Source organism: Winogradskyella sp. 3972H.M.0a.05, from assembly GCF_040493455.1.
In the GTDB taxonomy this organism is placed as follows: Bacteria; Bacteroidota; Bacteroidia; order Flavobacteriales; family Flavobacteriaceae; genus Microcosmobacter.
Map to the genome: position 1 here is coordinate 14,568 of NZ_JANFDA010000008.1, position 25,402 is coordinate 39,969.

Here is a 25,402-nt window from a genome sequence, read left to right on the forward strand (position 1 = left end):
TACGTATGATTGTTACACCATTAGATTCTGCTGAACTCGATTCAAAAGATCAATACATCTTCTATCATAAGATGGTAGATTTTGCATTGAAAGAGTTGATTGTAGGTGTTCAGCACGAAAACCTAAGCAATAAGCAAGAATTACAATTGTTCAAGCAATATTCAGATTTGCTGTTGTATTCTATTGAAGCAATGCGTGTAAAATATATGTATGATGATGAGGACAATATGAAGATTGATCTTACGGATTCTGGATTTCCAAACTATTTGGAGTTTCGCTATCTCTTTAATGATTTAGAACTAAGAGATCAGCATATTCGAAAATTACCAGATTTAGATCAACTTAAAGAGGATTTTCTCGATACGCTTATGCGTCGAAAGCAACCTGTAAAGAAGCGTAAACTCTTTGAAGCTGCTTCGATTGCCTATTATACCTCTGTAAAAAAGGAATATATCTTTAATCGTTTTGTACAAGGCAAAGTCTTCAAGACACCAAAAAACTTCAGTGCTGAGTTTATGACCAGTTGGAGTTTCTACGATGTAGCTCACAATAGACCTTTTATTTGTTTCCTGTATTTTGACTATGACGGCAGAGATGTCAAAGATTATAAAGACGAAATCTACGAAGCCCTAAAGCAAACAGCGGATAGAGAAATGTCCATGGACGCAATGGCTTATGCCATAGACAGACGTTTAGAAAAGGTAAGACCAAGAATTATCAAGCGTATAGATGTAGGTCCCTTACACAACGTCTTTGCAAAGGATGAACATGAAATCACACATGCGATTTTGGATGGTATATCTAAGAAAGAAATTCCTTTGGAGTCCTACGCAGTTTCATTCAGAATAGACGAAATATCATCAAGTTCAGAATTCAAACAAGGTAGTTTTTTCAACAAGCAGATATTTCAAAAATGGAATGATCCTACAAGAGAGCAATATGTATTTGCACCACATAGGATTATTCAAATGTTATATAACAAAACGCCAGAACTAATGAATGGTTTGGCTAAGCCTCCATTTCAAGTGGCAGATTTAAAGTAGTAATTGTAATTGAAAAAAGAGTTTAGATATAGACCTCCTTTTAACTATCTAATACAGATAGTATTAGGCTTTTTATTGGGTTCTTTGTTGTTAAGCAATATAATAATCATAGAAGGTAAGGAATGGTGGTTCTATACTTTGTTGTTTTTTGGAACATTGTTTTTTTACGGTTACGGATATTTATTCTATAAGAGATGTTTTTCTAATTTAAAAGGTTATAAAATTAGGTTAACTGATTCAACTTTATTTATGCCATTCATGGATCAAGGAGTACTTATATCCATTAGATATTCTGATATAGACGATATTGATTTAGGAAATTACTCTGATACTGAAGTATTAGGTGTAATTTCTTCAAAAGGAGTTTTAGAAATCGAGAAGATTTGGATGAAGAAAAAGGAGTACAACGAATTACACAAGATATTAAACGAAAAAGTAAAAGGAATTAGAACTTAGATTTATAACTTTTTACTTATAACTTGAAACTATACATGGAACACAGTTCAACATTCCCTATAAAACAAAATGAGCTCGATATGCTAAGAGAAGAGGCAACCTCTTATCTCAAGAGCATACAGTGGGAGCAAAGTCAGCGTGCTAAGAATAGAGACAAAGATGCGCAAGATCAATCCATATTATTATACCTGTCTAGAGCTAAGGGCAATGGTGTTTCGGATGTGGTCTCTGTTTCTAAAACAGTTCTTGGACTTAAGAAACGATTATTACCAGAATCGATAGCACTACCAGTGTTTCTCAATGAAACCTTATTCTTTGTGCAAGAAGCCTTAACGTTAGGGATTTGGATAAAGGACAGTTATTATGATTCATCTGGGCTTTCTACATTAATTGAAAACAAATCGGCCTTAGACAATGCCGGTAAGCGTGAATACGAAAGTAAAATGCTCACAGCTACTGCATTTATGCTATTTGCTACAGCATACAAGATTTTACACGATTTAAAACCACATGCTTCAGATGACCTTAGCGTGATGCAACAGAAGTTTGCAGGAATTCCTGAAGTGTCCTTATTATCCCCATTAAAAGGAATATCCTGTGCATTGTTCTATTATGATAAATATCTAGATCATCCAGAAATTATTACTAAGGATAAAGATGTGATCGATTTTACTGTAGTTTATTTTGAAGCCTTACTAGATGAAATCATTCTACGAAAGAATTCTTTAGAATATACCGAAACCATTACTGATAGAGCGTACAAACTAGAAAACTCTGAGTTTGCGGTAGATGGTTGGAATAATGTCTTTGCTGGTGCTGCTGTAAGTGTAGAGTTCAATAAAATTCAGTTTGAACAAATTGTTGGTAATAAAGATGCGAAACACTTTGCAAGACGATTGACAGAGCGTTTATTGAGTTATGACTTTCAAGCAAAGAAAAATCCTTTTCAAGAACTTGGTGGCTTCATGCCAGTATTTATGGGATATGGTATTCCAGGAACAGGAAAAAGTATGTTGATTGCTGCCATCGCAACACGTTTGAAGGAGCATAGCGATAATCTAGAAATTCCATTCTTATTCCATCCAATGCCAGATACGTTGATTAGTACCTTTCAAGGTGGTTCAGCTGAAAAAATGGTAGAGTGGATGCATCCTTTACAAGATCCAACACGATTGATTTTTGCACCGATTGATGATGCGGAGAACAATCTGCAAGAACGTACTGCCCAAGGTGTTTCAGCTGGTGTTAAGGAAGTTATTGGTGTGTTTTTGAGATATACCGAAGGTGCCTATGCAGTCAATTACGGAAACAGCTCTATAGGATTGTTTACCAATCTGCCAGAAATGTTGGATAAAGCAGTTATTTCTCGTGTGCAAGGTCGTTTTAAGATTGACGGAGCACGAACAGAGCACGATTTCTTAGATCAAGATCATTTATGGTGGCGCAAGCTCGAAAATACAATGCCTGGATTTATCAACATGGATGATCCAGAAAAGTATAATTACTTAGACGATCAGGGGCTGGCTAAGAATTTGGGTGAAATTTTGAAGCTTAATGATAAGCCGACTGAAGAACGTGTTTTAGAAACTTTCGAGCGTGTTTTGAAAAAGCATGAAGATGACGATCACATGTTCTATGCAACATTATATAAAGAAATTCAGAAGATATTCCCATTCTTCTCATCTAGAGATGTGAGGAACATTCAAAAAGCGGTCTCATTACGATTAACCGATTTTGACTTAGAAGATGATTGGTTTGAGAATCCTGAAATCTATTTCAAAAAAAATTATGAAACCAAGTACAACATGCTTCAAGAGTTGATGCGTGCCAATATGAAAGGTTTGGACTTCTCAGATATTCGTAGACAAGAAGTAGTAAGGTATCTCGATAATGTGGCTACCATTGCTGATACAGACTTTAAACGAAAAGTTGATGCCAGAGTTAACCAGATGAATATTGAGTTAGAAGCTAGAGAGCAGTTTGATAAGCGTGATTAATAAACATGGACAAACTAAAAAAAGCAGGTTTATATCAAAGTGAATTAATCCCAATAAGCGGGAAACTCGTAGAGCGTTATAACGATTGCTTAGATACGCTTGGCTTCACAAAAACCAAACTCAAAAAGTTTTCTATTGATGGTATTGGCTGGAGCCCTGAGGTGGCAGAGGAAAAAAACGATGTTAATTACCTCAATCATGGTGATGCCAATCCACATGGTATTATCATTTCACCTTTACAAAAGGGAAAGCCAGTCTATATTCCTTACCACACTTTCGATAAAGACATGATGAAGTTTGTCTTTAAGACGTATGAGTCTAGAATCAATGACATAACCAGAGATAGCGCAATATGCTTGGATTTCGATCAAGGTGTTGATATGTATTATGCACCTTTGGATGTTTTGAAGTATGAGAGTGTTTCAATCAATTTTAGATTGATAAATGATCTCGAGAAAAAGCAGAAAGAACAGCTAGAACTCATAGAGCATTTCAAGGATGGAAATAACTTTATCAATGAAACCATACATGAGCAATTGCTAGAATCTGCAAAGACTTATGGCGATTTACGTCAGAGAGATTTAAGACTAGAACCGTTACAATTTAAGACGGATTCTTTTTATACTCGTGCTTACGGAGGTGTATATGTTCTCAGAGATTTTATCACACCAATAGTCGTTTTTGAAGATGAAGAAGCGCATAAGGAAGCGATTAAAGATACGGTTCATGATGTATTGATCTTTCATATTTCGCAACCAGAATTAATGGTGAAATTACGAAAGCATCTTATCGTTGAAGTAGATCTAGAAAGAGTAGTGAAAACACCTCGTTATGCACGAATTAAGAACTTTGTCTTCTACAATGAATTGAAAGAACCGACACATAGTATTGCTGATATTTTATCAAATAAAACACTATTTAGAAGATACCTTAATACAATAGATGTACATGCTCTAAAGCGTGTCAATGGTGTAGAGATGTACTTAGAGCGTTTAGAGCGTAGTAATGCTTTTAAGATAGCAGATATGGTAGATGATGGGCTTTACTTTGCGTTGCACGAACCACATTCTTCATTGGAGGCTAGGCACCAAGATTTGATTTGGAAACTGTTGGTTAATGTATCCGCTAAGGATGTCTTGTTTGTATATTGGTATGATAAACAGGAGTTCTATCAACAATATCAAACCTGGGAAGATTCATTTAAGGACTGGGTTATTGACACCATTCGTAACAATATTTAAGGAAATTAGACTAATTTTATAAACAGTAATCTAATTCATCATGACTATAGAGTTTATCATATTTATTGCCTCAATATTATTCGGGATTTTATTGTATTGGCGAGAGTCTAATGGTAATGGTTTGTATCGTTTCCTTAATAAGATTGTCAATTCCAAAGAACTTCAAATGAAGGCAGATGATAAAACAGGGTTCATTTACCAGCAAAAGTTCTTATTGCGCTTGGTCTATGTGACGGCACTGTTTTTAATTGTGTCTATTATAGTACAGTTTTTAACACCTTTCAAAATATTTTCAAGCTATCCAGGCATATCCATGTTTGCGTCTTGTATCGTCGGAACATTGGTCGGTACATACGTGGCTAATTTTGTGATTAAATCTGGAGATGTTATTGAAGACAAGACAGGTGACCTTGGTGGTATCGTTAAGGATGTTGTCGAAAAAGGGAAAGACTTGGTTGATGATGTTAGAGAAAAAGCTAGTGATTTGGTAGAAGACGTTAAAGGCAATGATGATGATTCTGAAGACAGTTCTAATGAGACTAGTGCCAACGAAGCATCAGATTCAGAAGCAGATAAGAAAAGTGCCAGAGAGCGATTAAAAGATAAAGGATTGTTGTAATATGAATTTTAATAGAAAGAAAACTGCACTTATATTTCTTATCATTTTTGTCTTTGCTGTTATAGCTGAGCTGATTCTAGTTGAAAATGATTTAACGAAGTGGTTGTCTGTTTCTGGGTCACTTGGTATGGCAATTTGCTTATACATCATAGTGCGTGAAGAAACAAAGAAGGAAAACGAACAAAACATATAATTCATAATAATGATAAAACGCTATTGGCAAAAAGGTCGTAAACAGAAGATAATTACTATAATCCTTGCTATTGTATTAGTAGCGCTTTTGTTTTTCCTAAGAGATGACTATCAACCTGCATTATTATTTCTGAGAAAGTACATCTTTCCAATACTGCTGAGTATTCTAGTGTTGTACTTCGGATTGCGAAAATTCAGAAAGACAGCTTCAACAGGAAAGCGTTTTGGAATATTAGCCTTATTGCTTGTGTTCTTCGGAATCTTATACCTCGTAGGTTGGCATTATAAGATGTACGAATACATGAAGACTTATAACGTCTTCTTGGATTTGAATAAAGTTGAAATCAACGAACTACCATTAACGCAGAATGAGCGTATTCAACCTTTGCGAAACATATTCTCAATGGCCAATGAAAGTGTAGGAGAGACCAAAGATGTGTCCTTGCCGCACTTGGTTAGAGTTGATGGTGAGAACAAATGGACTATGGCAATTCAGCCGTCCGAAAAATATGTATGGCAGCGTATTAGTGACAATACAGAAGAAGTTTTTTCAGTATCTAGTACATCACCATTTCCTAGGTTTTCTAACGAGAATCGAATTCCTGTAACCTTTTCTATAGGTGAATCCTTAAAGTTTAGTAGAAATACGTATAACGCTGTAGTACAACGCTTCAATCCTTGGATGCTGTTCAATTACGAGCCAGGTGATGTTTATTACATGAAAGATGATGCAGGCAAGTGGGTGGAAGTTGTGAGTTTAACCAAATATAAAGGCTTTTTCTTTCCGTATCCAGTATTCGGAGGTGTGATGGTCATAGAAAATGGCGAGCATGATTTTAATGACTATTTAGAGCGAATTGCGATAGGAAAAGGAAAATTCATCAAGCCAGAAGAGATGAAGAACTATCCATTCCTTCAGCGTCAAAATACATTAAGCGAAAAAGTATCTCGACTTCAGGCAGAGTCTTTAAAGTTCTTAGGAGGTTTTAGTGATCCTTTACCATGGAATATGGAGACGGCTGTAAAGATTCCTGATTTGCCAGATGATCAAAATCAACAACCATTTGTTACTGATTTTGATTTCGAGGACACTGGTGTTGATGCTTACAACGGATTATATCACTGGTTTGGTTTAGAGCCTGTCGGTGATGAGCGTACCAGTTTAACCTTTAGTGTGTTTATTCCTGCGGATGGTACCGATAAAGTCTACTACTACGACCATGCTGCGAAAAAGCAAGGTTATGCAGGTGTTTCTGCGATGCCACTAAAAGTAATCGAGTCACGCAAGGAATTTGACTGGTCCGTAAATAAGCCTGTAGAGTTTAGACCATATATCAAAGACATAGCAGGCAGAAAGCGTATGTTCTTCTTGGGGACGATTTCAGCAGTGAAAAGCAATGATGCCGGAAAGTTTGATGGTTCTGCAACGCCAGACATGGCACTTATTGACAGTGAATACAGAGATGTTGTTTGGATTGATGTAAAACATCCAAGCACTTGGGACAAAGATGTCTATGACCAACTTAACGAAGCATGGCGTGCTAGTGAAGGTATAGAACACTACTATGTTGATGAGATTAGACCTGTAGATGATCTTAGCAAATCTGGTATTACTGAAGCTTATCGCGTTATGGATTCGCTAAAGGCTATTATCAATGAAGATAACAAGCAAAAAGAAATTGATCGTCTACAACGTCAAATAGATTCCATTAAGGCTTTGGGTAACTAATGTCGATTTCCTCCTTTTTTTACAATACTAAAGTTTTATCCAAAGATGAAATTACTATTGATACTGATGAGATCGTATGTGATGATATAGGCTTATATGTTATTGGACAATATCCACAATTAGAATTTAATTACGTATCTGTATTTCCGAAGAAGGAATGGAAAAAAATAGCTTCTGAAACTATTTCTTTGGCTTTTTTGAATTTGATTCAATGTAAAGCTATTAAACTTCACAAGTTTACTCACAAGGACATTTATGTAGGTGGGCTTTACTCTAGAGAAGTTCTCGTGCACTATTTTGAGGTTTTGAATACCGAAAACATTCCAGACGATTTGTTCTCCGAAACAATTATTAAGTTGATTAATGAGACAGAAAGTAAATATGGAAATCATAAGAAATTATGGAAAGTGCTCAAAAGAATAGGAGATTTTTACCTTGGAGAGAATAAAGAATACAGTAGACCAGAGAAGAGGTATGTAATTGAAATTATAAAACAATACACTAAAAAACATGAATGGATTAATCTTGAATCGGAACCTAAACTAATGGGTATTTATAAAGATTATAAGATTAACATTAAACCTATATATATTCCTAGGATAAAAATGCAACATGAAGCAATAAAAGAGTTGCACTTAAATCAGAAAAGAACGAATCCTAAGTATAAAATATTTGTAGATAATTTAGTTAAGAGAGTCAATAGTGATTTTACTCGTAGATACCCTTCAGATAATGATCCAGACTAAAGGATCTTAAAACACCAACACCATCTTTAAATTGCTTATGTATTTTTGATATTCAATTCAATATTGGAGCTGTTCAAATCTATTTTTATATCATTTAAACCTTTTAAAAAATAGTAGCATCGGATCTTATTATTTTATGAATTAATTTACAATATCTAATAAATAATGAAAACGATTATCATTACTGCTTTTTTTGTTTCATTTTCTTTGGGTTTATCGTCTCAAACGATTAGAGGAGTAGTGTTGAATGAGGAAAACAAGCAGGTCATTACTAATGTTCATGTTTATATAAATGAAAAAATTGGTGCCATTTCAAATGAAAAAGGAAAATTTGAATTAAGATTAAGTGATGAGGATTCCAATAGTCAGTTCGTTCATATATCTCATGTGGCTTTTAACACTAAGAAGATTAATCTACAACGCATAGTAAATAAGAAAGATGTTGTAATTTATTTAAAACCTCTCATCAATACCCTAGATGAAACCTTAATTGGACATAAAAGGAAATTAAAATCAAGATTGAAATATGAAGAGCTAAGACCTATGAATAAACCCTTATATGCTTTTGCTTCTGTGCTTATTGATGATGAAATATATGTAGTCGGAGGTAATAATTCATTTGATTTGGATCGAGTTAGGCTCGCAAACCGTAATACAAGTGAAAAGTATAGGAAGCCTACATTATTAAATTTTTTGCAAGAATTAAGGGAGGTATCTTTTAGTCAAGAAAACTATTCAGATCTTATGATGATCTATGACATAAACAAAAATATCTGGAAAGTATCTGATAAAGAATTTAGAGCAAGAACCTCCCATAGCATACATGCTTATAAGGATGACATGTATATTTTAGGAGGTGATAGAAAAAGTAAATATGGAGAAATTAAGTATCTAGATCATGTTATAGAGGTATACAATCGTGATTCCAATACTATTTCTCATGACTTTACTAATCCGCATCAAGCAGTGAATTTTGCTTCTATTCAGTATGGCAATTATATTATCACTGTAGGAGGTATAGAAAAGATTAATAAAAATGGAAGCAAGAGATATTCAGATGCCATGCACCTTTATAATTTGGAAACTGGTCGCTGGTATGAATTGGGTAAGCTACCTAACCCAAGAGAGGTAAAAGGTTTGTTACTTAATAATAAAATTTATCTAGTTGGAGGTCGCAATAGATTACTGTTAAATACCATTGAAAGTTTCGATCTAGATACTGGAAAATGGGAAGTAGAGGGAAAATTATTTAACCGTATTGCAAGACCAGGACTCGCATCACATAAGAATACGATATATATATTTAACAATAGTAAATTATTGACTTATAACACAGAAACAGATGTTTTAAATGAATATTCAGTTAATCTTCAAATACAATCACCTGAATTATTTTTTCATAAAGGTAAGTTGTATATCATAGGCGGATATATCGAGAAAAGCTATTCAACAATAGCTTCTCAAGGTGTTTATAGCATCGATTTAAATCAACTGTCTAAAACCAAAATCCGTAGATCCAAAAACCTAAAATGGGAAGAAAAATAAGTTTTTAAATTAAAACACCAACTCCATCTTAATATCACTTCTCACATATTTACTATCCTTCTCAACAGGAATTTCTATAAAACCATATTTTCTATAGATATATATGGCATTCTCCAAACGTCTGTTAGAGTAGAGGATAAGCTTCGGTAATCCCATGACATCCTTTGCATAATCAATACAGTGCTGCATTAACTGCTGACCAATCTTTAAGCCTCTATACTTAGGAGATACAGCCATTTTGGTGAGTTCATACAAACCAGGTTCTGCCAAAGGCATTAAGGCTACAGTGCCAACAACAGTATTCCCTAGTTTAGCAAAGAAGATATGACCACCTTTGTCAATGATATATTCATCTGGCTTACTCAGAACTTCCTCATCATAAGGTTCTACATAGAAGAAGGTTTTTAACCATTCTACATTGAGTTCATAAAAATCTTTGGCATAAGCATTATCATAGTTGATAATGTTTACCGTGTTTTTCGTCTGTGCTTTAGCTTGTTCAATAATCATAGTGCTTAATCGTTTTTTAGAAAGCTTGTCTTCAAACTTATTGAGATGCTCTATTAATGAATTCGATTCGTGCGCTGTATAGTCTTTGACTACAACATCAATGACTTTCCATAAAGGTTTCATCTGTGCCACAACGTCCGAACCTTTTTTTGAAAGATGAATATTCTTCTTACGCTTATCAATAGCATCACTTTCTATGGTTACTAATTCTTTTTTAATCAACTTGTTTATCGCCTGAGTTATAGCAGGCTGGGTGAGGTTAAGATTCTGACAGATTTCACCATTGGTAACACCGTCTTTCTGTGCAATAACTTTAATGATAGGGAATAGGTAAGGATCGAAATCTATATTGAAATGATGATACACTGCCTGAGCTTCACGCAAGATGTATTCACTCAAACGTTTTAAGCGAGAGCCTAATCCCAATTCTCCAAAACCTCTTAAAGCATCCATAGTATTAATATTTATATAAGTGCTTATGCAAATTTATATATTTATTCTCAAACTAGCAAATTTGGTATTAAGATTTGATGTAATCCGTAATCAGATAGGTCAGGAGTTTGCCCACTTTAGAAGCGTCTTTTTTCTTTGGTGCAGCTTCACATAAATGTAAATATGTAGCAGTTTCAAACTTAGAGAAATAACTTAAGAACTGTCTGGTTTTACTCACAGAGAATCCACTTGGAGTCTTTGCGCTACTTGGCACATTGACTATGGCATCACAATCGATCTCAATTCCAAAAGGTTGATCCACGACATGCTGTGATGCTTTTTTTAATTCGGTCTTGAAGCTGGTTTCCTTTCGTACTTCAATAGCTTCATACGTATTGTATTTTACTTCTTTGAGCTTATTCATTTTGTCAAAGACAGACTGCGATGTATAGTTTTCGTGCAGCCCAAAAATGAAGTAATTCTTTAGAAAGCCTTCAGCAAACGCATAGCTAAATCCATTGCCGCTATGTCTACCTTCTTCTTTTCTAAAATCTGTATGCGCATCAAAATTGATAGCATTAATTGGTTTGCTCAACCCTAGTGAAGTTCCTTTTATGTTTCCATAAGCATTGTTGTGACCACCACCAATAATAATCGGTTTCTTTCCAGCCTTTACAATTTGGCTTACCAAATAGCTCACATCTTTATCAATAACATCGACAAATTTTCTGGCGCTGATGACATCTTTCTTTTTCCCAGGATTTAGTTTATCAATTTCAGAAAGTAGATGTCCATACTCCAAATGACCCAAAACACAAACTCTATTTGCTTTGGTAAATTGATTACTTTGAATGTTTAACAAAACTTTTATTGCAATTTTCCATGTGCTGCGAGCTCCTGTATTTCCATGGTTTGCAAAAATTCCTACGTCTTCACAGACACCAAAAATCACATAATCAACATCTAAATTTTGTAATGCTTCGTATATAGTATTGAAGTTAGAAATTAACTTAACGTGTTCGCCGAATTTGGATTCACCAGCACGCTTATTGACCAAAGTTTTGACGTCAGTTTGGGAAAATAGTTTAAGGTTGTCCATGTTTAGTGTAAACGAAAAAAGAATAGTTAAAAATACAGTTTTTTTCTACTTTGCAGTTAAGAAAGTTATGTAATTAAAAATAAGAATTAACGTTTCAATAACTTAAACAACAAGTAACCTATGGAAAATTCAAAAAGCAAAAGTACAGCACTAAAGGTAGCATTAGGGATTATGTTAGCCTTGTTCTTAGGAACCGCATTTTACACATCTAAGTTGTATAATGAGAAGAAAGAAAACGAGGCTACGCTCATCAGCGAGAAAAAACAAGTTATGGATGATCTTAGCAATATGGCTAAGCAGTATGACCTTGCAATTGGTGAGAACGAAGTTACAAACCAAAAATTAGTAGAAGCCAGAGAGCGTATCCAAGGATTAATGGATTCTCTTAAGATTTCTCAAAATAGTGTCAACAGCTTATGGAGATACAAAAAGAAGTTCTTAGCCCTACAGGATGAAATGAATGTATTATTGGCAGAGAACGATAGCTTAAAAGTTGAAAACAAATTATTAGCAGAAACATTAGACAGCACACAAGTACAATTAGTTGAGCGTACAATGTTTACAGACTCGCTATTAGTACAAAATACTGAATTGGCAGAAGTTGTAGAAAACGCTGCAGTACTTCAAACCGTTGGATTGAAAGGATTTGGAGTTATCGAAAGAAGTTCAGGGAAATTAATTCCAACAGAAAGAGCACGTAGAAGTGACAAGATTAGAGTATGCTATACAGTAGCTAAAAACAGCTTAGTACAAGCAGGAGATAAAGAATTATATGTTCAGGTAATTGATCCAAATGACAACGTATTGGGTACTAACCAACAAGTACAATTCGAAGACGGTAAAGTACTTAACTTTAGTTTGGTAAGTAAATTCAATTACGAAAACAGAAACTTAAATATATGCGAATTTGTAGCACCAGCTGGTGACGATAAATTCGAAAAAGGTCGTTACATAGTTAACGTTTTTAATGATCAAGATTTAGTGTCCTCTTCGGAGTTTACACTAAAGTAATAGAGATTGAAAATTGATTGATTAATCCTAAGACTCGGGAATCCTACAATTCCCGAGTTTTTTTATGCGCTAAGGTTAGCGATGCATGCTTCTCTAATTGTCCAAACGTCCTCAAAAGCATAAGGAATACCTTCTGAAGCAATCCAAGACTTTATATAATCTTGATGCAAAGCAACTTTATAATCACCAATCTGTTCAGGTTGGATAGAAGCTTCAAACAATAAGACACTTTCAAACATGTTTGCATTTGAATTTTGCTTCGTGAAATCGTAACGTTTCCCTTCAAACTTAAGGTAGCAATGCGCTTCAGGAATATAGTCTAATTGATTAGCATCTAGAACAGAACCAATGCCTTTGGTATTTTCAGCATTCATTTTATAAACACCGATACAGAGTTCAACAGGAATATTATTTTCTATGGCCAACTGCTTTAAAAAGGCATGCTTGGTGGAACATGTACCTTTCTCTTCACGTAAAATAAGGTTGAAATCACTACGATCCGAATTTCGACCATAGGGCAGATTTCTAATATAATCACAAGCTTGAGCGAAGGAAGATACATCCTGAGCTTTCAATGTTTTTGAAAGCGGTTCGTTACTGACAAATACCTCATTGAACTTCTCCATGAATGATAACCTTGTCTATATGATGATCACCAAAGGCATAAGGCAAATAATGATAACCTGGAATAGGTTTAGTAATCATGACATTGGCTTTTTTGCCTCTGCAGATGCTGCCATACATATTGCTTAAGCCAATCGCATAAGCTCCATTTATCGTTGCTGCATTAATAGCTTCTTCTGGAGTCATTTTTAGTTTTATACAAGCCGCACTAACCACTTGGTTCATGTTTCCACTTGGTGTTGAACCGGGATTATAATCTGAAGCAATAGCAACAGGCAACTCGGCATCGAGCAATTGTCTGGCTGGCGTATAAGGAATGCTTAGAAAATAGGAGCAGAGTGGAAGCGCCACTGGCATCGTTTCAGAACCTTTTAAAGCTTCGATATCGTCGTTGTTGAGTTCTTCCAAATGGTCTACAGATAAGGCGTTATGCTTTATACCTAAAGCCACACCACCAAAAGCGTTGAATTGATTCACATGAATCTTAGGAATCAATCCATGTGCTCTACCAGCTTCTAAAATGCGGTCTGTGTCTTCTAGGTCGAAATAGCCTTTTTCACAGAAGATGTCGACATATTCTGCCAAGTCTTCATTAGCTACTTTTGGAATCAATTCGTTGATCACTAAATCCACATAAGCAGTTTTGTTATCTCTGTATTCTGCCGGAATGGCGTGTGCACCTAGTAATGTCGCTTTAACTGGCAACTTAAAATCCTTTTTGAGACGCTCAATGACTCGGAGCATTTTTAGTTCTGCATCTACTGTAAGTCCATAACCAGACTTTATTTCAATCGCACCAGTACCAAGCTGAATTAGATTTTTCAAGCGTTCTGAAGCTTGCTCGTACAAGTTATCTTCCGATGTCGCTTGAAGCTTCTGTGCAGAATTCAAAATACCGCCACCACGCTCAGCAATTTCAGCGTAGCTCAATCCATTGATACGATCTACAAATTCTGAAACTCTGTTTCCTGCATAGACAATATGCGTATGAGAATCGCACCAAGTTGGTAAGACCACGCGATCCGTTGCATCTATTATCGTGTCTGCTTCAATACCTTCACAATCAGCCATAGGACCATATTCTACAATGGTATCGTGCTCTATAAGCAAGTAGGCATTTTCGAGAACTGGCAATTGCTTCATATCGCTACCTTTCACAATAGTAACGTTGTGATTGCGTACTTGAACTAATTCTTTAATGTTGGTAATTAAAATCGAAGACATAGATGATGCGTTATTCGTTTCAAAGGTGCTTAAATTTTGGGGAATAAAAAAACGCCAGCAAAATTGCTAGCGTTCTCTTATTGTATTTTGAATCTATTGTTTTACGAGTCGTTGTGAAGCATTAGAACCTTCAAACTGAATCATATAGACACCACTTGCAAGATTAGAAATATCTAAAGGTGATGATTCATTGACACTAGCACTGAGAATACGCTCTCCTAAAATACTGTATACATTGATTTCCATCAACGTATCGATGCCTTTGAAGTATACCATGCCTTTTGAAGGATTTGGAAACATAGAAATAGTTTCAGATTCTAAATCGTCTATACCTAATGTGAATAATTCATTTTCGTACCAATCTAAGGTATCGCTTCCAAAACCAACAGTAGCAATATCTTTATCTGTATCACCATCGAAATCAGCGATTGTAAACGCAAATACTTGATGGTTATTATCCGCAATCAAAGCCTCTGTATTGAATCCTCCTGAGTTTGTACTTTCAAACCAAATAATAGAATCATCAGCTGTTCCACCATCCGTAAGCACAACATCGTTATAGCCATCATTATCTAAATCTGAAACTTTTACAACAGCAGGTCTGTCTATAATGGTATCGTCAGAGATTCCTGTTTCGGTATAAGTACCATCCATTTCTTTGTTGTACCAAGCGACTTCACCAGATACATTATCACATTTTATGATGTCCGTAACCATATCATCATTAACATCTGCAAATGCTGCTACAAACAAGAATGGATCTCCACTCGTTACAGTATTAGCATCTTTCAACCAAGATACAGTCATTGTACCGCTTTCTATGTACTGATTGTAGAATACTTCGATAGTACCATCGGTTGTAGTATCTACATAACCGATAAGTGCGTCTAAGTCTGTATCACCATCAAGGTCAGTAAAGCTTACGTTGCCAGGTTGTGTGACTAAACCAGGGAAATTCGCAGTATCTTCTATGATTTGTTCTGAACCAAAATTTCCAGCACTATCACCAGCGTACCACACCACTTTATTAGCGTCGAAACCAACACCAACAACATCCAAGTGACCATCATTATTGATATCGGCAGTAGTCACTTGACCAGCACCTAATAAGTTTCCTATAAGTTGCTCAGCACCAAAGCCACCCATACCATCATTGGCAAACCAAACCACTTTACCACTGTAGGAACCAGCGATAATATCGTTTCCGTTAATACCATCTAAGTCAGCAATGGCTAAGCCTCCAATACCTTGAAGTCCAGCATCGTTTGATATTACTGTTTGTTGCGTAAAGTTTCCTAAACCATCGTTCTTGTACCAACGAATAAAATCTGAAGAGAAGTTATACGTACCAATAACGATATCTATAAAAGTGTCGCCATCGAGGTCGGCAGAATTAATAGCATAAGGATCAGCACCAACATTGGGATCTATGTTTACACCAGCCGCAAATGTGGTTTGCGAAGTGGCTGAAAAAGAATATACTACAATAGTAAATAGGGTGAGTAGTCTTAATTTCATATACGTGAGTTAAATATTTTGAATATGTTAAAGTTACAACATTATTTGAGGCTGCCAACCATATCTTCTGGTTTCACCCATTCGTCATATTCTTCGGCTGTAACATAACCAAGATTAATAGCTTCTTCTCTAAGTGTTGTTCCGTTTTTGTGCGCTGTATTAGCAATCTCAGCGGCTTTGTAGTAACCGATTTTGGTGTTTAAAGCAGTCACCAACATCAATGAATTATTCAATAAGGTTTTAATCACTGAATGATTTGGCTCTATACCTGCAGCACAATTCACATCAAAGCTGACACAAGCGTCACCAATTAATTGCGCTGAGTGCAGAATGTTTGCAGCCATCATAGGTTTGAAGACATTAAGCTCATAATGTCCTTGTGTACCACCAACAGTAATGGCAACATCGTTACCCATCACTTGAGCACAAACCATTGTTAAGGCTTCACATTGAGTAGGATTTACTTTTCCTGGCATGATTGAACTTCCTGGCTCATTGGCTGGAATGATGATTTCTCCAATCCCTGAACGTGGACCAGACGCCATCATACGAATATCGTTTGCGATTTTATTTAAGGACACTGCCAATTGCTTTAAAGCGCCATGACTTTCTACAATAGCATCGTGTGCTGCTAAGGCTTCAAACTTGTTGTCTGCGGATACAAATGGCAAACCTGTGAACTCTGCGATAAATTCAGACACACGCTTTGCATAACCTTTTGGTGTATTGAGTCCTGTACCTACTGCAGTACCACCAAGGGCTAATTCTGCTAAATGCGGTAAGGTGTTTTCTAAGGCTTTAAGTCCATGATCGAGTTGTGACACATATCCAGAAAACTCTTGACCAAGTGTCAATGGCGTTGCATCCATAAGGTGTGTGCGACCAATCTTTACACAGTCTTTAAAGTCTTCTGATTTTTTCTTTAAAGTATCTCTCAATTGCTGAACACCTGGAATTGTTACTTCTACAATCTTTTTATAGGCAGCAATGTGCATCCCAGTAGGGAAGGTATCGTTAGACGATTGCGACTTGTTAACGTCATCGTTAGGAGCAATAGTTTTTTCTCCCTCTCCTATGACTTTACCAGCCAATTGATGTGCTCTATTAGCAATGACTTCGTTAACGTTCATATTACTTTGCGTCCCAGAACCTGTTTGCCAAACCACTAATGGAAACTGATCATCGTGCTTACCTTCTAAAATTTCATCACAAACGGCTGCAATAGCATCACGTTTTTCAATTGGCAGTACACCAAGTTCACAGTTGGTGTAGGCTGCTGCTTTTTTAAGATAAGCAAAGCCATACACCACTTCTAGTGGCATAGAGGCTGCTGCTCCGATTTTGAAATTATTACGAGAACGCTCGGTTTGTGCACCCCAAAGTTTATCTGCAGGGACTTTAACCTCGCCCATGGTATCTTTTTCTATTCTGTAGTCCATTATGTGGCTATTTTTTGTGGTTTTAATTTTGCAGTGCAAAGTTACGATTTAACAAGATTTTTTGCACGTAAATTGATGACTTTCTGCTGAAAAATACATCAGTGACCTATTGATTTTATAGCTTATTAAAATTAACTTTGTTGAAAACAAAACAACTTAACTGTAAATACCTTTATGTCGAGTATTAATAAAGAATTGAAAAGATTGGTTCTGCTTTTGGTCTTTTTCCCCTTATTGAATTTTGCTCAGGAGTCAGATGAGTTAAATAAATATTTTAAGGATAATTGTTATATAGAATATCCTTCCAATTGGATTTTAAATGATTCAGATGAAGATGAGGCAATCTTCTTTCTTTATCCAAATGATTCTGAAAGTGCATACATATTTACTGAGAACATAAACTTAATTAAGCGACCGAATAATAGCCCAAATATTTCATTAGAGAAATACAAAAGTGTAGTAGAAAAAGAAATAAATAGGCTATTGGTTGATAATAAAATTTTACACAGTAAAATTGAATACCAACATGGCTTATGGTTTCATAAATTAATTGCAGAAGGAAGTTCAGATGGTTATAAGTTTATAACTGTTTTCTACAGTTGGTTATTAGATAAAGATATCTATACATTGACATTTATTACACTTCATAAGACCTATGAAAACAATCGCATTGAATCATTAAGGATAATGGATAGCTTTCAATTAAATCGTTAATTAAAGAGAGATAGTGGTTGCAATATAGTCGACCACAAACCCTACCTTTTTTCTTCTTAACGTACTATAATTTACTACTGAAAAAATACGTAGGTGTACGTATTGACTTTTGAGATTATTAAAGCTAACTTAGTAGAAAATTCCTTTAAGTAACTTTTTTAGACTGTATGTTTATTCAAGAAAAATTCCCTTATTTATTTGTTGCTTTAGTTGGATTATTGACTTGGTCCTTGAATAACATCATCGAAAACACTAAACTATCTCCAATCATTGAATACCAATTTAAGACTACCAACAATGGGATGTCTAACCTTAAGCTCAACAATCTATCTTCGTCCCACAAGCTAAAAGGGCTTAACTTCAAAATTTGTACTGATACTATAGTTAATCCAGATACATTTCGTATTTATCCAACAGCTCCGGCTTCTCAGATACAAAGAAAGATTGATACAAACGGAATCACTAAAAATTGTTTTAGTTTTTTAATTGAAGAAATACATCCAGATGCCGAGTTTGTGGTAAAGTTCAATAATTTAAAAAGCAAGAGAAATACAATTGAGTTGGCAAGTATTTCGGGCGATCAAGCTGTACGAATCAGAGAGCGAGATTTTTTAACCCTTTTAGTGTCCAATCAAATTTTTCTCAACGGGATTATATTTTTCATTAGTATGATATTGATAATAATTTACTATAGATATTTAGTTAAAAAACAGAAAACAAATGAGGCTATTAATTAAGATATTGTGTTTATGTTTGGTTTGTTCATTGTCCGCTCAAGAAATCAGAAAGATAAGAGTTGTAAATTCTAAGAATTTACCTATAAAATGTAAAATGTACTTCAACAGTGAGGACATGGGATTTGCAGAAGATGGATATGTTCATATTCCTAAAAAATGCTCGTTAAAAGATAAAATTGACATAGCTCCAATTGATGCTGTCACTTATGATGGAATAACAGGGCTGAAATGTCCTTTAATTGGAGAGTTTATTCAGGTTTATAAGCATAAGGAAAGTAAAATGGCACTTTCAAATGCTTTCTTTTTGGATTATGTTTCAGATCAAAGTATTAGTGCTCTAAGTTCGGAAAATAAGACTTTAATTTACGGACAAGCAGCCCTTGCTGCTAATGAAGTCTATAATCTAGATGTTATATATTCTGACTCCATACGTAAACAAGCCAGAGAAAAAGTAATATACTATACTTGTAGTGCTCTAGGTGTGGAGAATGGTATATTTACTTCAAATGATTATGTAGTCCCTAATGATGATTTAATTCTAGCGATTGAAAATTTTCAACGAGAAAATGGTTTAGAGGTAACAAAAAAAATTGACGCTAAAACATTGCAGGCCCTATCTCAAAAAAGCTCTTATGAAGTTTTTATTACCAAGTTTGATTCAAAATGGGAGACTATGATTGAAAAAAACTGATTGTGCTTTAATTCTATATTGATAAGTCTCTAAAAATGCGTATATCTACGTATTCATTGTAACAATTTTTAGTATAATTTAGACATATATTAATATCCATTGTCCTATAGCTATTATGTACAAACTTGAAAATATTCTTAGATCAATAATCATTCAGGGTTTAGAGAATAAATACGCAAATAAGAAATTCCGAGATATAGTTAAAGCCGCTGAAGAAATTGACGACTATATCATAGATCAAATAGAATCAATTTTATATACTTATACAGCTAATTTTATAAAGAATTCTAGTTTAAAGGCATCTTATGAATCTCAATTCATTAGTTGTAAGTCAAGATTATTTAAATTGAAAGTTAGCGAACCTGTAACCTCTGATTCAACAATACTTATTGGCTACCTTGAAGTTATCAAGAGTGATTTAGCACCAGCTAGAAGCATAAACCTTCAACTCGATGTAGACGGTATAGGTCGCTATAATAAAATTGAATTGATATTACCAAAGTCTTTGGTCATAGATATCAAGCTTCTAGAGCATGCCGTGAAATGTATCTTTGAGTCGTGCTATCGTTGGTTATTAATAAAAACGAGAGATATACTAAGGAGTCAGTATATTCTATCTAATGAAATTTATAAACCTGTTAAGATCGCGTTTTCCAATTTTCCAGATGTTATGCATTCACTGTGGTTTGTTGTGAAGATTAAAGACGATGTGATTTTTCTTTTAGATGAAGATAATGTAAACTACACTCTGGATTTATTCAATAAGAACAAAGAAAAAATGCATAAAAGCCCATATCTCTTATTGAAAGATTTCATTGATATGAAACTACCATTTGGGAAATCTTTTGCTGCTCAAGCTTTCAAAGCTAAGAAGCCTATACATGGAAAAATAGATTATGGCAACTATTTTGATGATATGACAGAATTGGCATTGAGCCAAATAGGTGTATTTACTAATGAGATTACTGTACATCCAATTTTCACTGATGGTAGAATTCATCTTTACGGAAGTTATCCAACCAAGCATAATGAACTAATTGAACCATTCTTGGAATCGAATGAAGAAATAATCATACAAGAATTTAAAATACTCAAATCAAGAATTAGACGAATGTTCAAAAACATAAGAGCACAACATTTTGATTTGTACACTTTAGCCGAAATTGCTGGTGGATTTTTTGGCGCATTAATAAGAGCATTAACAAAAGAATAGTTGAAGTCGCTTTTCTGTTCATTTCCTGTTAACAAATCTGTAATTTGCTATTGTAAATAAAAAACAAACGCTATATCTTTGCCTAAACTTTATAAAACGACACGAACACCATGTTTGAATTTGATCAATACTTAGGATTTTTAGCATTTTTAACTATACTAACCATTGGCTTTTGGTTAATGATCTTTTTGTTAACCTTTGTAATTCCTTACTGGATTGGTGGTTCGCTTATTGAGCGTTTAAAAGAAATCAGAGAAGAAAAGAAAGCTAAGAAAGCCGCTAACGCTTAAGCTTTATATAAGATATATTAAGAAGGGAAACATAATGTTTCCCTTTTTTTATTTCTATTTCCTGGATGCTGAGCGGAGTCGAAGCATCTTTCATGAATTGTTTTCAGGTCACTGAGCGGAGTCGAAGTGACCTTAAAGTATAACAGCATCTCGACTCCGCTCAATATCCGTTATATTTTAACTGCGCTCAAGATCCGTAAATAGTCTTACGGTGTACCAGGCGAACCTCCTTCAAAATCAAAGTTATCTCCAGAACCTTGTCCGCGACCGCGGTCACGTTGTTTCTTCTGGTTGAAACGATAGGTAAAGCTCAAGTTAAAGCTGCGCTCACGCCATTGGAATTCGCTATACGTTTCAAAGGTATTTGTAAAGTTGTCACTCTTACGCTTTCTGGAATTGAACACATCATCAACTCTAAAGGCTAGTGACGCCTTGTCATTAAATAAGTCCTTGCTAAACGCTAAGCTTGTAGAGAAAATCCCTTGGTTCTTACTTTGTGCTGTTTCACTTGGTCCTCTGTAGAACAAACGTGTTTGCCAATCAATATCGCCAGGAAGTGTGTACTTGTTATTCAAACGTACAAACCAGCTTAAGTTATCGGCATCGAAATTCTGTCCTTCAAAATCACCACGCGTTTTAGAATTGAATAGGTTGAAGTTTCCATTAAGATTCCATTTGCGTGTTGGTCTGTAGGTCAGTGTAAACTCAAACCCAAAACGATCATTGGTCGCCAAATTGATAGGAGTACGTCTGATTACAGGAACCAAATCGAACTGCTCGTTGAGCATATCGAAATTGGGATCGTTGATATTTATCGTTTGATTTGTCTCAAAAATGTAGAAGTTATCTGTTTCTAAAGCCACAAAGTTGAAGGCATCTTCTGAACGTTGAAAGTAGATAGAACTCGTCAATGTTAACTTTCCGAAGCGTCTAAAATACCCCAAATCAAAAGCATTGGATGTACTTGGGTCTAAATCTGGATTTCCTTGGAATAGGTTAGTAGCACTGTTCCTAGAAGGGAATGGATTGATGAATCGTGATCTTGGTCTTCGGATTCTTCGGTTATAGCCAAACGTGATGTTCTCGTCTTCTGAGAGCTCATAAGCTAAATTCACCGTTGGGAATAACTGATTGTATTCCTTCTTGTCAAACTCACCACTAGTAACCTGATCGATTGTAATTCGTGTGCCTTCAAAACGTAATCCTAAAAGGTATGAGAATTTCTTACCGAGACGATTTCCGTATTGTGTGTAAAAGGCATTGACTTGCTGCTTGAAATCGAGTGTGTTACTCAAGTTCGTATTAACTTCAAACGTTTCACCATTATCAAAACTAGATTCTACTAAATAGTCCGTCAATAAATCGAAAAACTCGCCACGATATCCAATTTCAAATTGTCCATTTTCTTTGATAGGCTGCACATAATCCGCTTGCAACAACATGCGCTGTTGTTCTTCATCTGTGATGACATTCTCTACATCGAACCCGTTTTGGTTAATCAGTGAGACTTCAGTTTCATTACTATCTTCATACTGAAAGTCAAAAGTCAAACGATGCTGGCTGTTCTCATTGAATTGCTTATCGTAATTCACAGAATACTGTACAGTTTTGTCATCTTCAAACTCAGGGTCTCTACGTAAGTTAGTATTCAGAATGTTGCCATTTGCATCTAGCTCATCGGCAATATTGGTCGTATTACTTTCATTATCGCTATTTCTGTAAACCAATGCCGCAGTGATAGAACTCGATTTGTTAACATACCATTCTACACCTGTATTGGTACTGTAGCCTTTACGGATTCTGTCAAAATCTCTATCCTCTCTTAGAAACGTACTTGGCTCATCACCATTAAAAAATTCTGTATCACTAAATGCATTTCCTGGGACTTCACGATAGTTATAACTTGATGTGTTGAAAATATTGAGATCTCCTGTTCTGAAATTGATATTTCCAGAAACCCCTGCAGAAGTTGGATAGCCACCATTTACGGTTATGGCACCATTTAAGCCTTGTAGTTTACTTCGTCTAAGAATAATGTTTAGAATACCTGCTGAACCTTCAGCATCATATCGTGCTGAAGGTGATGTAATCACTTCGACACGCTCTATAGATTCTGCTGGTAATTGACGTAAGGCATCAGTGGAGTTCAATCCAACCAATCCTGAAGGTTTCCCATTAATAAGGATACGCACATCATCATTTCCTCTAAGCGATACATTACCTTCTACATCTACAGAAACAGAAGGCACGTTATCTAAGACATCACTAACGGTACCACCACGAACCGTTAAGTCCTTACCAACATTGTATACTTTTTTGTCGAGTTTTATTTCTACTGTCGTTCGCTCTGCAATAACCTCTACTTCTCCTAAGGCTTCAATATCTATATCCAAGTTGATGACACCAAGGTTGGTATCACCATTAACTCGTCTGTCTTTTAGCGTTACGGTTTTATAAGAGATATATTCGATGGAAATATCGTACATCCCACGAGGTACAGGAATACTGAATTCACCCTTGGCATCTGTGATGCCTCCAGTAACAATGGTATTATCTTTTTTGCTTAGAAATGCTATGGTTGCATATTCTAAAGGTGCTTTGGTATCTGATTCTAATACTTTTCCTGAAACTTTAACTTCGGATTGGGACCAAGTAGAGAAACAGCATAGAAAAAGGGTGATGGTTAGCGCGAAATATTTCATTAGTCTTTTTTTGATGCACAAAAATAGAGCTATAGAAATCGAGTAGGGGTTAAACTTGTGTTAAAAGGAAGGCCGCAAAAACTAAACAAAAGTTAATTGTCTTTAGACTTCTTTTTGCGCTTTTTCTTCTTCTTTTTCTTTTTTGAATCCTCTTCGTCTTCACCTTTTAGACGTTTCTTCATTTTTGCAATGGCTTCATCTGGAATAACACCATTTAAATCTTCAAAATACGTAGCATCAAGGTCTTGTATCTGTTGCTCACGCTTAAAATACGGTTGATTGATCTGTAGAATCTTTAGCTTTTCATCAAAATAGTCGTATAGTTTCTGCTTTACGATATGCTGCTGAAACTCGTCAATATTAAGCTCCGCTATTAGGTCATCTACATATTTAGCTTTGCGCTTTTCAATTTCTTCTTCTTGCTTTGCTTTTTGCTTATCGGTTAAGGAAGTCCCTTGTTGAGCACTAATCGCACAGCAAAAGCTAAGAAGCATTATGAGTAAATAACGTTTCATTGGTACTATTTTATAATTCGTTTTCATTCTTTTGTCCCATCATCATTAGGTATGCCTTAAGGAACGGCATTATTTCACCATCCATTACGGAATCTACATTTCCGGTTTCGTGAGCTGTTCTTACATCTTTAACCAGTTTGTAAGGATGCATCACATAGTTACGGATTTGGCTTCCCCATTCAATTTTCATCTTACTAGCTTCGATATCGTCTCGTTGAGCCATCTGTTTTTGCAACTCAATTTCATACAATTGCGATTTCAGCATTTGCAATGCTCTGGCTCGGTTATCGTGTTGAGAACGTGTTTCTGAACAGGATATTTGAATTCCAGTCGGCTTATGCGTCAGTTGAACCTTAGTCTCAACTTTATTGACGTTTTGTCCACCAGCACCACTAGAGCGCGCTGTAGTAATCTCAATTTCCGCAGGATTGATTTCTATTTCTATAGAATCATCAACCAGAGGATACACATATACTGAAGCAAAACTCGTATGACGCTTTGCATTACTATCAAATGGTGAAATACGTACTAAACGATGTACACCGTTTTCACCTTTTAGCCATCCAAAAGCAAATTCGCCTTCAATCTCTAAAGTTACGCTTTTTATTCCAGCGACATCGCCTTCTTGTAAGTTCAACTCCTTGACTTTATAACCGTTTTTTTCAGCATACATAATGTACATACGCATCAGCATACTAGCCCAATCACAGCTTTCGGTACCTCCAGCACCAGCAGTTATTTGAAGTACGGCACTTAGATTGTCACCTTCTTCAGAAAGCATATTCCTGAACTCTAAATCTTCAATAAAATTTTGTGCTTTTTCGTATTGAGTCTCTAATTCTTCTATAGTAACTTCTTCTGCCTTATAGAATTCGTAGAGTACATCTAAGTCTTCACTAAAAGATTTGGATTTATTGTAATCCTCAACCCATTTCTTTTTAGAGCGTAACGATTGCATCACCTTTTCGGCAGTTTTAGAATCGTTCCAAAAATTTGGGTCAAAAGTTTGCTCTTCTTCGTTAGAGATTTCTATGAGCTTAGCATCAATGTCAAAGATATTGCCTTAACGCAGCAACACGCTCATTAAGGTCTTTGATATTATCTGAAGTAATCAT

At 35.4% G+C, this 25,402-nt stretch carries 23 protein-coding genes; 14 read left to right on the forward strand and 9 right to left on the reverse strand.

The window, feature by feature from the left end; all coding sequences use genetic code 11:
* Positions 1-5: 5 nt before the first annotated feature.
* From NCE97_RS14085 to NCE97_RS14120, 8 genes are all read left to right on the forward strand, one after another.
* Positions 6-1,043, forward strand: coding sequence for a hypothetical protein (locus NCE97_RS14085; RefSeq protein ID WP_353779922.1), 1,038 nt, complete (start codon positions 6-8; stop codon positions 1,041-1,043).
* Positions 1,044-1,301: 258 nt separating this feature from the next.
* Positions 1,302-1,499 (forward strand): hypothetical protein, encoded by a 198-nt coding sequence (locus NCE97_RS14090; protein ID WP_353779923.1) that lies wholly within the window; start codon positions 1,302-1,304, stop codon positions 1,497-1,499.
* A 35-nt stretch (positions 1,500-1,534) separates the two neighbouring features.
* A complete protein-coding gene (locus tag NCE97_RS14095; RefSeq protein ID WP_353779924.1) occupies positions 1,535-3,496 on the forward strand; it encodes an AAA family ATPase in 1,962 nt (653 codons plus the stop codon).
* A gap of 5 nt (positions 3,497-3,501) precedes the next feature.
* On the forward strand, positions 3,502-4,737 hold the full coding sequence (locus NCE97_RS14100) for a DUF6638 family protein (protein WP_353779925.1): 1,236 nt from the start codon (positions 3,502-3,504) through the stop codon (positions 4,735-4,737).
* A 40-nt stretch (positions 4,738-4,777) separates the two neighbouring features.
* On the forward strand, positions 4,778-5,356 hold the full coding sequence (locus NCE97_RS14105) for a hypothetical protein (protein ID WP_353779926.1): 579 nt from the start codon (positions 4,778-4,780) through the stop codon (positions 5,354-5,356).
* Between the two features lie 202 nt (positions 5,357-5,558).
* Entirely contained in the window at positions 5,559-7,277 is a 1,719-nt protein-coding gene (locus tag NCE97_RS14110) for an energy-coupling factor transporter transmembrane component T family protein (RefSeq protein WP_353779927.1), read from the forward strand.
* Positions 7,277-8,023 (forward strand): hypothetical protein, encoded by a 747-nt coding sequence (locus NCE97_RS14115; RefSeq protein WP_353779928.1) that lies wholly within the window; start codon positions 7,277-7,279, stop codon positions 8,021-8,023. The genes NCE97_RS14110 and NCE97_RS14115 overlap by 1 nt, the downstream gene beginning before the upstream one ends.
* A gap of 165 nt (positions 8,024-8,188) precedes the next feature.
* Complete coding sequence (locus tag NCE97_RS14120; RefSeq protein ID WP_353779929.1) at positions 8,189-9,568, forward strand: Kelch repeat-containing protein; 1,380 nt, start codon at positions 8,189-8,191, stop codon at positions 9,566-9,568.
* 9 nt (positions 9,569-9,577) lie between these two features.
* Here NCE97_RS14120 and NCE97_RS14125 read toward each other — a convergent pair whose 3' ends face one another.
* Both NCE97_RS14125 and NCE97_RS14130 read right to left on the reverse strand, forming a co-directional pair.
* Complete coding sequence (locus NCE97_RS14125; protein ID WP_353779930.1) at positions 9,578-10,531, reverse strand: bifunctional helix-turn-helix transcriptional regulator/GNAT family N-acetyltransferase; 954 nt, start codon at positions 10,529-10,531, stop codon at positions 9,578-9,580.
* Positions 10,532-10,598: 67 nt separating this feature from the next.
* A complete protein-coding gene (locus tag NCE97_RS14130) occupies positions 10,599-11,609 on the reverse strand; it encodes a formimidoylglutamase (protein WP_353779931.1) in 1,011 nt (336 codons plus the stop codon).
* Between the two features lie 120 nt (positions 11,610-11,729).
* On the opposite strand from NCE97_RS14130, the gene NCE97_RS14135 reads away from it, so the two are divergent.
* Positions 11,730-12,620, forward strand: a complete 891-nt coding sequence (locus NCE97_RS14135; protein ID WP_353779932.1) for a DUF8428 domain-containing protein — start codon at positions 11,730-11,732, stop codon at positions 12,618-12,620.
* 62 nt (positions 12,621-12,682) lie between these two features.
* On the opposite strand, the gene NCE97_RS14140 is transcribed toward NCE97_RS14135, so the two are convergent.
* The 4 genes from NCE97_RS14140 to fumC form a co-directional block, all read right to left on the reverse strand.
* Positions 12,683-13,246 carry a hypothetical protein gene (locus NCE97_RS14140; protein WP_353779933.1) on the reverse strand — a complete coding sequence of 188 codons (564 nt, stop codon included), beginning with the start codon at positions 13,244-13,246 and terminating at the stop codon, positions 12,683-12,685.
* Positions 13,230-14,468: an imidazolonepropionase gene (gene hutI / locus NCE97_RS14145; protein WP_353779934.1), complete on the reverse strand. Its 1,239-nt coding sequence runs from the start codon at positions 14,466-14,468 to the stop codon at positions 13,230-13,232. Before hutI ends, NCE97_RS14140 begins: the two co-directional genes overlap by 17 nt.
* Before the next feature lie 93 nt (positions 14,469-14,561).
* Complete coding sequence (locus NCE97_RS14150; protein ID WP_353779935.1) at positions 14,562-15,986, reverse strand: T9SS type A sorting domain-containing protein; 1,425 nt, start codon at positions 15,984-15,986, stop codon at positions 14,562-14,564.
* A gap of 41 nt (positions 15,987-16,027) precedes the next feature.
* On the reverse strand, positions 16,028-17,425 hold the full coding sequence (gene fumC, locus NCE97_RS14155) for a class II fumarate hydratase (RefSeq protein ID WP_353779936.1): 1,398 nt from the start codon (positions 17,423-17,425) through the stop codon (positions 16,028-16,030).
* 195 nt (positions 17,426-17,620) lie between these two features.
* Between fumC and NCE97_RS14160 the strand changes: the two genes are divergently transcribed.
* The 5 genes from NCE97_RS14160 to NCE97_RS14180 all read left to right on the forward strand — a co-directional run bounded on the left by NCE97_RS14160 (position 17,621) and on the right by NCE97_RS14180 (position 21,070).
* Positions 17,621-18,139 carry a hypothetical protein gene (locus tag NCE97_RS14160; RefSeq protein ID WP_353779937.1) on the forward strand — a complete coding sequence of 173 codons (519 nt, stop codon included), beginning with the start codon at positions 17,621-17,623 and terminating at the stop codon, positions 18,137-18,139.
* Positions 18,140-18,306: 167 nt separating this feature from the next.
* A complete protein-coding gene (locus NCE97_RS14165; RefSeq protein ID WP_353779938.1) occupies positions 18,307-18,876 on the forward strand; it encodes a hypothetical protein in 570 nt (189 codons plus the stop codon).
* Between the two features lie 115 nt (positions 18,877-18,991).
* The gene (locus NCE97_RS14170) at positions 18,992-19,567 is read left to right on the forward strand and encodes a peptidoglycan-binding domain-containing protein (protein ID WP_353779939.1); all 576 of its coding nucleotides are present in this window, start codon (positions 18,992-18,994) and stop codon (positions 19,565-19,567) included.
* A 115-nt stretch (positions 19,568-19,682) separates the two neighbouring features.
* Positions 19,683-20,780 carry a hypothetical protein gene (locus tag NCE97_RS14175; protein WP_353779940.1) on the forward strand — a complete coding sequence of 366 codons (1,098 nt, stop codon included), beginning with the start codon at positions 19,683-19,685 and terminating at the stop codon, positions 20,778-20,780.
* 110 nt (positions 20,781-20,890) lie between these two features.
* Positions 20,891-21,070: a hypothetical protein gene (locus tag NCE97_RS14180; protein WP_353779941.1), complete on the forward strand. Its 180-nt coding sequence runs from the start codon at positions 20,891-20,893 to the stop codon at positions 21,068-21,070.
* 206 nt (positions 21,071-21,276) lie between these two features.
* On the opposite strand, the gene NCE97_RS14185 is transcribed toward NCE97_RS14180, so the two are convergent.
* The 3 genes from NCE97_RS14185 to prfB form a co-directional block, all read right to left on the reverse strand.
* Positions 21,277-23,772, reverse strand: a complete 2,496-nt coding sequence (locus tag NCE97_RS14185) for a TonB-dependent receptor (protein WP_353779942.1) — start codon at positions 23,770-23,772, stop codon at positions 21,277-21,279.
* 92 nt (positions 23,773-23,864) lie between these two features.
* A complete protein-coding gene (locus tag NCE97_RS14190) occupies positions 23,865-24,287 on the reverse strand; it encodes a hypothetical protein (protein ID WP_353779943.1) in 423 nt (140 codons plus the stop codon).
* 10 nt (positions 24,288-24,297) lie between these two features.
* A protein-coding gene (prfB, locus tag NCE97_RS14195; RefSeq protein ID WP_353779944.1) for a peptide chain release factor 2 occupies positions 24,298-25,402 on the reverse strand; the annotation gives its coding sequence in 2 pieces (ribosomal slippage) (positions 24,298-25,338 and positions 25,340-25,402; 1,104 coding nt in all).